The sequence below is a fragment of the Streptomyces phyllanthi genome (assembly GCF_009377205.1).
In the GTDB taxonomy this organism is placed as follows: Bacteria; Actinomycetota; Actinomycetes; order Streptomycetales; family Streptomycetaceae; genus Streptomyces; species Streptomyces phyllanthi.
The window spans coordinates 1-8,350 of record NZ_VJZE01000414.1 but is presented as its reverse complement, the minus strand read 5'-3'; the positions used below and the strand labels follow the sequence as shown (position 1 = coordinate 8,350).

Here is an 8,350-nt window from a genome sequence, read left to right as displayed (position 1 = left end):
GTGGGGGGCCCGTGGGGGGAGGTTTCGGTAGGCGGCAGACCCGCGGGAGGTCAGAGCTTCCCCGCACCCGCGCCGGCCGTCACGGAGGCGACGACGGACGAGGCGGATTCGGCGGTGTAGCCGTAGGGCGGGCTGGTGAAGCTGCCCACCCGGGAGATCTCGGTGGCGGCTCCGCCGAGATCGTTGCCGCGCAGATTGGCGTAGCCGTCGATGTCACTGCTCCGGTTCGTGGTGACCGCGATCTTCGTGGAGCGGAAGACGTTGTTCTCGACGAGCATCTGGGCGCCCATGCGTGAGTGGCACGCGGTGTCGGCGCCGTCCACGTAGTTGTTGTAGAAGTGGCCGGTGCCGAAGCGCAGGCTGGGGATGCGCGAGTAGACGTTGCTGAAGTGGTTGTGGTGGTACGTGACCTTCAGGTGGCCGGTGTCCTCGGAGGCGTTGTTGTCGCTGTGGCCGACGAGTGACCCCTTGAAGTGGTCCTTGAACGTGTTCCAGGAGACCGTCACGTGGTCCGAGCCGTGGTTGATGTCGAGCAGGCCGTCGTAGTAGTCCTTGTCGTGTTCGCGGTCCGCCGAGAAGGAGTTGTGGTCGATCCAGACCTTCGTGGACTCCTGGACGGTGATGCCGTCGGCGGGCGCGACCGGCTTGCTGATGGTGAGGTTGCGGACGACGACGTTGGTCGCCTCCTTGATCCGCAGGCCGCCGCCGGTGAACCCGGACGAGGAACCGACGCCCAGGACCGTGGTGTTGGAGCCGAGGTCGACCTGACCGCTCAGCGAGATCAGGCCGTTGACCCGTACCACCTTCGCCGCGTTGCCGCTGACGGCCGTCTTGAAGGCGGCGAGCGTCGAGACGGTGACCGGGGTGGCACCGCCACCGCCTGTGGTCCCGGCGCCGAACCCGATGGGCGCGGACTCGGCGGCACCCGCCGGCTGGGGCGCGGCGAGTACGGCGACGGCGGCGAGCGCGGCCGCGACGGCCGTGGCAAGAGCGGATCTCTGCGTTCGTGCACGTGGGGGGAGAGTGCGCATGCGGGGTGCGTCCCTTCAGGAGAACCTGCTGGGTTCAGAGGGTCGTGCTAGGGGTCATATATGTGACTGTTGTTCGCCATGCTGATCGCCGCGCGCGAGCGGAGGTGCCCGACAGGAAGGCGTAACGGGGCTCCAGTGGAGCAGGTCCCCAGGTGGCGCTGCCTTCGGTTGCTGTATCTCACATACGAGATAGAGCGGTCGGGTCACTCTTCTGAACGGACCGTAGGGGGTAAGCGCTTTCTGGTCAACGGTTCGCGCAGAACGTTTTCGGACCGCCGGACGCTCTCCAGGTCACCCTGCCTCGCTCCCCGCCCCGGTGTCCGCCTCGACGTCCACCGACGTCCACCCCGGTGTCCGCCCCCGGCTCCGCCGTCGATGACCGTCGAATCTTTTCGGAGTGTGGGAGCGCTTCCATGAAGGGCATGCACATGCCACGATTCCCACGGTCTCCACGGCCGTACGAGGTCAGCCGTGCCGGTGACGCGGGCCGCCGCACCAGGTGGAGGCCGGTCCCTGCGCGGCCCTGCCCCGCAGGTGTTCCGATCCGCAGGTGTTCAGCCCGGCCATGCCGTACGAGCCGCGATCAGGAAGGGGCGAGAACGTGTCCACCACTGTCGGCACCACCACGAGGAGGCCGCTCCGCTCGGCGATCCTCGCGCTCATCGGAGGGCTGGTCCCCTTACTCGCGGCGGTGCTGCTCGCCGCCCCCCAGTCCTCAGCCGCCGCCCCTCGGACGTCCACCGCCGCTCCTCCGGGCGCGGACGTGGCTCCGGCCGCCGCCCCCGCCGCGGACGCGGCACCCCGGGCGTCCCTCACCGAGGTGACGAGCTTCGGCACCAACCCCAGCAACCTCCAGATGTACCTGTACGTTCCGGACAGCGTCACCGAGAACCCCGCGGTCCTGGTGGCCGTCCACTGGTGCACCGGCTCGGGCCCGGTGTTCTACCAGAACACCGAGTTCGCGTCGCTCGCGGACCGCTACGGGTTCATCGTGATCTATCCCTCGGTGACCCGCAGCAGCAAGTGCTTCGACGTCTCCTCGCCCCAGGCGCTCAGGCGCGGCGGCGGCAGTGACCCGGTGGGCATCAAGTCGATGATCGACTACGTCACCCGCACCTACGACGCCGACACCGGCCGGATCTTCGCCACCGGTGTCTCCTCGGGCGCGATGATGACCAACGTCCTGCTGGGCGACTACCCGGACGTGTTCGCCGGGGGCGCCGCGTTCGCGGGCGTGCCCTTTGCCTGCTTCGCCACCACCGACGGCTCCGAGTGGAACAGCGCCTGCGCGGGCGGCACCGTGACCCACACGCCGAAGGAGTGGGGCGACCTCGTCCGGAACGCCTACCCCGGCTACACCGGCCCCCGTCCGCGTATGCAGCTCTGGCACGGCACCGAGGACGACGTCCTGCGCTACCCCAACTTCGGGGAGATGATCAAGCAGTGGACGGACGTGCACGGCCTGAGCCAGACGCCCACCCGTACCGACTCGCCCGCCTCGGGCTGGACCCGCACCCGCTACGGCTCCACCGGTGACCAGGCCCCCGTCGAGGCCATCAGTCTCCAGGGAGTGGGCCACAACCTGATCACCACGGGCATGGCGGCCCGCGTGATCACCTTCTTCGGCCTGGACCGCGGCGGCCCCGCCCCCGAGCCCCAGCCCGGTGGCTGCAAGGTCTCCGTCACCACCAACGCCTGGAACACCGGCCTGACCGCCTCGGTGACCATCACCAACACGGGCACCACCGCCGTCAACGGCTGGAGGCTCGGCTTCACGCTCCCGGCCGGCCAGGCCATCACCAACGGCTGGGGCGCCACCTACACACCGGCGAGCGGAGCGGTCACCGCCACCAACGCCACGTACAACGGCACGATCGCGCCGGGCGCGAGCGTCGGCATCGGCTACCAGGCGAGCCACACCGGCGGCAGCGCGGCTCCCACCGCCTTCACCCTCAACGGCGCCAACTGCACAACCTGACGGAGCGTCAATCCCATTGCCGTACCCGGGCGCACGCCGGCACCAACCGGCGTGCGCCCTCAGGCCACCCCCGCCGCACAGGAAGGCGCGACCCTCGTGAAGCCGTCGACCGGAGTGCCGAAGCCGTCGCCGTCGCAATCGCCGTCGCAGTCGCCGAGAACCTCACCGCTCGTCCATCTGATCTCCGTGTGCCTCCTGGCGCTGGCCCTCCTCGCCACCTTGTCCGCGGTGGGCGTCACCGACAGCGACGGTGAGCCTGACATCGCCGTCCAGAACTCGGCCACGTCCCAGCGGCACTGGGTGAACACCTGGACCGCGATGCCCCAGCTCACCGAGCCCGGCAACATGCCGCCCCCGCCGTTCACCGGGAGCGACGCCGTCCTGGTCGACACCACCCTGCGGCAGACCCTGCGCGTCTCCACCGGAGGCGAGCGCATCCGACTGCGCTTCTCCAACGCCTTCGGCGGCACCGCGCTGCCCCTCACCGCCGTGACCGTGGCCCTGCCGCAGGACGGGCGCGCCGGAGTCAGCGCGATCGAGCCCGGCACCCTTCAGCCGGTGACGTTCGGCGGGCGGACGTCCGCGACCGTGCCCGTCGGCGCCCAGCTGGTCTCGGACCCGCTGGACCTCGAGCTCCGACCGGGCACGAACCTGACCGTCACGGCCTACCTCGCCGAGGGCCAGAAGTCCCTCGCGCTCACTTCCCACCCCGGCTCCCGCACCACGTCGTACCTCCGGCACGGCGACCACACAAGGGCCGCCGACCTGCCCGGGGCGACCGCCACCAACCACTGGTACCTGCTCAGCGACGTCGAGGTCGTCTCCCGTGCCGGCACGGCCGCCGTCGCCGTACTGGGCGACTCGCTGACCGACGGGCGCGGCTCCACGACCAACGGCAACAACCGCTGGCCCGACCAGTTCTTCGACCGGCTCCAGGCGCGCCCGTCCACCGCCGACGTCGCCGTCCTGAACCAGGCGGCGGGCGGCAACCGCGTCCTCAACGACGGCCTCGGCCCCAATGTCCTCGCCCGCCTCGACCGCGACATCCTGTCGCGCAGCGGCGTCGCCTGGCTGATCGTCTTCGAGGGGATCAACGACATCGGCACCGCCGCGGCCACCGAGACCGCCCAGCGCGCCGTCACCGCCGACCTCATCGCCGCGTACGAGCAGATCATCGTGCGCGCGCACGCGCAGGGCATCCGCGTGTACGGAGCGACACTGCTGCCGTTCGGCGGCAACACCCCGTACGACGACCCGGCCGGGCTCCGCGAGGCCTCACGGCAGGCCGTGAACGAATGGATCCGCACCAGCGGCGGCTTCGACACGGTCATCGACCTCGACCGCGCGGTCCGCGACCCTGCCGACCCGCGCCGCCTGCGCGCCGAACTCCACGACGGGGACTGGCTGCACCTCAACCCCGAGGGCTACCGGACCCTGGCCGCCGCCGTGCCCACCCGGCTCTTCCGCAACCCGCCCCGGCCCTCCGGTCTCGCCGCCGACTGAATCGGGTCGTACCCGCCGGATCCTGGTCCGGGTTGATGCGGATGACGTACGGGACCATTCTTGGGCATATGGTCACGGCTCCGCGCGAGGAAGAGCGGACGGGCCCGGCAGGCGACGCCCTGGCGGTGGTCGACGCCCGTGGCATTGTCACGGGCTGGAGCGAGGGAGCGCGCCTGCTGACGGGCTACCCGGCCGCCGAGGTGACCGGGCGGCCGGCGGCGGAGCTCGTGGACGGAGACGACACGGAGACAGCCGAGGCCTGGCGGGAGCTGCGCGAGGGCGCCGCGGTCGTGCCCGTACGGCACCGCGACGGACGGCGGATGGAGCTGGCGCTGCACTCCTGCGCGGTGCAGGGGGAACGACCCGCATACGTGATCACCACCTCGTCCGGCGGCCCCTGGGAGAAGCCCCTGGGGGAACTCGCCTTCCAGCAGGCCTCCATGTCGATGTCCGTCTTCGACACCGGGCAGCACTACCTGCGGATGAACGACACGGGATGCCGGGTCATGGGGCAGCCGTGGGAGGTGTTCCGGCACCGGTACTTCCTGGACACCGTGGAGAACGCCGAGCACAGCCTGGGTTTCCTGCGCCATCTGCAGATCGTGGTGGAGACCGGACAGCCGGTCCACTACGAGAGCTGGACCCGCTCGCCCTCAGGCCGGCGCATGCACGCCTGGAACACCGAGATGTGGCCGGTGCGGGACGCGTCCGGAGAGCTCATCGGCACCGCGCTCGCCGCGTTCGACAGCAGCGAGCAGTTCTGGGCGCGGCAGCGCCTGGCCATGCTGAACGAGGCCGCGAGCGCCATCGGCACCAAACTGGACGTGGTCCACACCGCCCAGCAGCTGGCCGAACTGGTCGTGCCCCGCCTCGCGGACTTCGCCAGTGTCGACCTGCTGGACTCGGTGCTGGAGGGCGAGGAACCCGGGGTGGGCGCGGTGGACGCCGCGGTGGAGCTGCGCCGGGTCGCGCACCACTCCCTCACCCCGGGCGTGCCGGAGGCGGCGATCGACCTGGGCGCGGCGGACGTCTACCCGCCCTCGTCACCGCCGGCCCGTGCGCTGGGCTCGGGCGACGTGGTGCTCACCCGGACCGGCAGCACGGATCTCGACGCCTGGCTGGGGCGGCACGGTACCCGGTCCGCCAAGCTGAGCGAGTCGGACGACCCCCACTTCTCGATGATGGCCGTGCCCCTGATGGCCCGCGGTACAACCCTGGGCGTGGCGGTCTTCGTACGCCTGCTGACCCCAGAGGCCCCCGACCCCTTCGACCAGGACGACGTGTCACTGGCGCAGGAGCTGGCCAGCCGGGCGGCCGTGTGCGTGGACAACGCCCGCCGCTACACCCGCGAGCGGACCACCGCGCTCGCCCTGCAGCGCAGCCTGCTGCCGCAGGCGATGGCAGGGCAGGCGGCCGTCGAGTTCGCCTCCCGCTATCTGCCCGCGCTGTCGCAGGCCGGCGTGGGCGGGGACTGGTTCGACGTGATCCCGCTGTCCGGGACCCGGGTCGCGCTCGTCGTCGGCGATGTCGTCGGCCACGGCATCCACGCCTCCGTGACCATGGGGCGGCTCCGTACGGCGGTGTGGACACTGGCCGATGTCGACCTGCCGCCCGACGAGCTGCTCACCCACCTCGACGACCTGGTCGGACATCTCGCGACCGACGAGAGCGAGACCGCCGGGGAGATCGGCGCGACCTGCCTGTACGCCGTGTACGACCCGGTGTCCCGGCACTGCACCATCGCCGCCGCGGGCCATCCGCCGCCGGTCCTGCTGTGCCCCGACGGGACGGTGAAGGTCGTCGAGGTGGCCGCGGGCCCGATGCTCGGCGTCGGCGGGCTGCCGTTCGAGGCGACCGAACTGGAGCTGCCGGAGGGGTCGGTGCTGGCCCTCTACACGGACGGCCTCGTGGAGGCCCGTACCTTCGACGTCGACGCGGGCACGGCCACCCTGTGCACCGCGCTGGCGGCCCCGGCCGCGGACCTCGAGGCGATGTGCGACACCGTCCTGAAGTCCTGCCTGCCCGACAACCCCGCCGACGACGTGGCCCTCCTGATCGCGCGCACCCGTGCCCTGGACGCGGAACAGGTGGCCGTCTGGGACCTGCCCGCCGATCCGGCGGTCGTCGCGGACTCCCGGCAGTACGCCACCGAGCAGCTCACGCGCTGGGGACTCGAAGAAGCCGCCTTCGTCACCGAACTCGTGGTGAGCGAGCTGGTCACCAACGCCATCCGCTACGGCGGCTCCCCCATCCAGCTGCGGCTCATCCGCGACCGCTCCCTGATCTGCGAGGTCTCCGACGCCAGCAGCACCTCACCCCACCTGCGCCGCGCCCGCACGTACGACGAGGGCGGCCGCGGCCTCCTCCTCGTCGCCCAGCTCACCGACCGCTGGGGCACACGACCGAGCGGCACCGGCAAGACGATCTGGGCGGAGCAGTCACTGCCCGTCGTCCTGTGACGGCGACCTGCCCACGCCCCCTTCACCAGGAGCGACGGCTTCCCCGGGAACCGTCCCGGTCTTCCCCGGCAGGTGGTTGAAAAGCAGGTTCAGCGCGATCGCGGTCAGGCACCCCGCGCTGATCCCGCTGTCCATCACCGTCTGGAACCCCACCGGGAACCGGTCGTAGACCGTCGGCACTCCGACCGGCAGCATGCCCACGGCCACCGAGACCGCCACGACCGTCAGATTGTGGTTGCCCCGGAAGTCGACCCGCGCCAGGGTGCGCAGACCGCTCGCGGCGACCGTCCCGAACATCACCAGGCCCGCCCCGCCCAGCACCGGCGCGGGGATCGCTGCGACCACGGCGCCCAGCTTGGGCAGCAGACCGAGCAGCACGAGGATGCCGCCCGCGGTGGCGACGACCCAACGGCTGCGGACGCGGGTCATGCCGACCAGGCCCACGTTCTGGGCGTACGCCGTGTACGGGAAGGTGTTGAACACCCCGCCGAGCACGGTCGAGAAGCCGTCGGCCCGCAGCCCGTCGGCGAGTGAGCGCGGCTCGACCCTCCGGCCGGTCATCTCACCGACCGCGAGCAGGTCACCGGTGGTCTCCGTCATCGTCACCACCGCCACGACCAGCATCGACACGATCGCCGAGACCTGGAACACGGGCGCCCCGAAGTGGAACGGCGTGCTGATGCCGAGCCAGTCGGCGTCCCCGACGCCGCCGAAGTCCGTGAACCCGAACGGCACCGCGACCGCCAGCCCCACACCGATACCGACCAGCACCGCGATCCTGCTCAGGAACACCGGTGCGAAGCGCTGCACACCGAGCACCACGAGGAGCACGAAGGCGGCGAGCCCCAGGTTCGCCGGCGCTCCGAAGTCCTCCGACCCCACGCCGCCGGCGGCCCAGTTGCCCGCGACCGGCAGCAGGGAGACCCCGATGATCAGGATCACCGTGCCCGTGACCAGGGGCGGGAAGAAGCGCAGCAGCCTGCCGAAGACGGGCGCCAGCAGCATGATCGCGAGGCCCGCCACGATCACCGAGCCGTAGATCGCGGGCAGCCCGCCGCCCTCCGTGCCGATGAGCACCATCGGTGACCCGGCGGCGAACGTACAGCCCTGCATGATCGGCAGCCGCGCCCCGAACCGCCGGACACCCACGCACTGGATGAGCGTCGCGACCCCGCACACCAGCAGGTCCGCTGTGATCAGATACGCCAGATCCGCGGGCGGCAGTCTCATCGCCCCGCCCACGATCAGCGGCACCGCCACCGCGCCCGCGTACATCGCGAGCACATGCTGTAAACCGAACGCGGCCAACTGGCGTACGGGCGGGACCTCGTCCACGGGATGCACAGGTGCGGGGGTGGACGCAGGGCTGGACGCGGGGC

General features: G+C 71.3%; 5 protein-coding genes. 3 read left to right on the top strand and 2 right to left on the bottom strand.

The features are described 5' to 3' along the window. Positions 1-50 precede the first annotated feature (50 nt). A complete protein-coding gene (locus tag FNH04_RS36300) occupies positions 51-1,031 on the bottom strand; it encodes a pectate lyase family protein (protein ID WP_152790093.1) in 981 nt (326 codons plus the stop codon). A gap of 601 nt (positions 1,032-1,632) precedes the next feature. Here FNH04_RS36300 and FNH04_RS36295 point away from each other — a divergent pair. The 3 genes from FNH04_RS36295 (at position 1,633) to FNH04_RS36285 (ending at position 6,971) form a co-directional block, all read left to right on the top strand. After that, on the top strand, positions 1,633-3,009 hold the full coding sequence (locus tag FNH04_RS36295; protein WP_322724837.1) for an extracellular catalytic domain type 1 short-chain-length polyhydroxyalkanoate depolymerase: 1,377 nt from the start codon (positions 1,633-1,635) through the stop codon (positions 3,007-3,009). 177 nt (positions 3,010-3,186) lie between these two features. Then, positions 3,187-4,512, top strand: a complete 1,326-nt coding sequence (locus tag FNH04_RS36290) for an SGNH/GDSL hydrolase family protein (RefSeq protein ID WP_152790095.1) — start codon at positions 3,187-3,189, stop codon at positions 4,510-4,512. A 68-nt stretch (positions 4,513-4,580) separates the two neighbouring features. Continuing rightward, positions 4,581-6,971, top strand: a complete 2,391-nt coding sequence (locus FNH04_RS36285; RefSeq protein WP_152790092.1) for an ATP-binding SpoIIE family protein phosphatase — start codon at positions 4,581-4,583, stop codon at positions 6,969-6,971. On the opposite strand, the gene FNH04_RS36280 is transcribed toward FNH04_RS36285, so the two are convergent. Continuing rightward, a complete protein-coding gene (locus FNH04_RS36280; RefSeq protein WP_322724839.1) occupies positions 6,951-8,315 on the bottom strand; it encodes a nucleobase:cation symporter-2 family protein in 1,365 nt (454 codons plus the stop codon). The genes FNH04_RS36285 and FNH04_RS36280 overlap by 21 nt on opposite strands. Between the last annotated feature and the right edge of the window lie 35 nt (positions 8,316-8,350).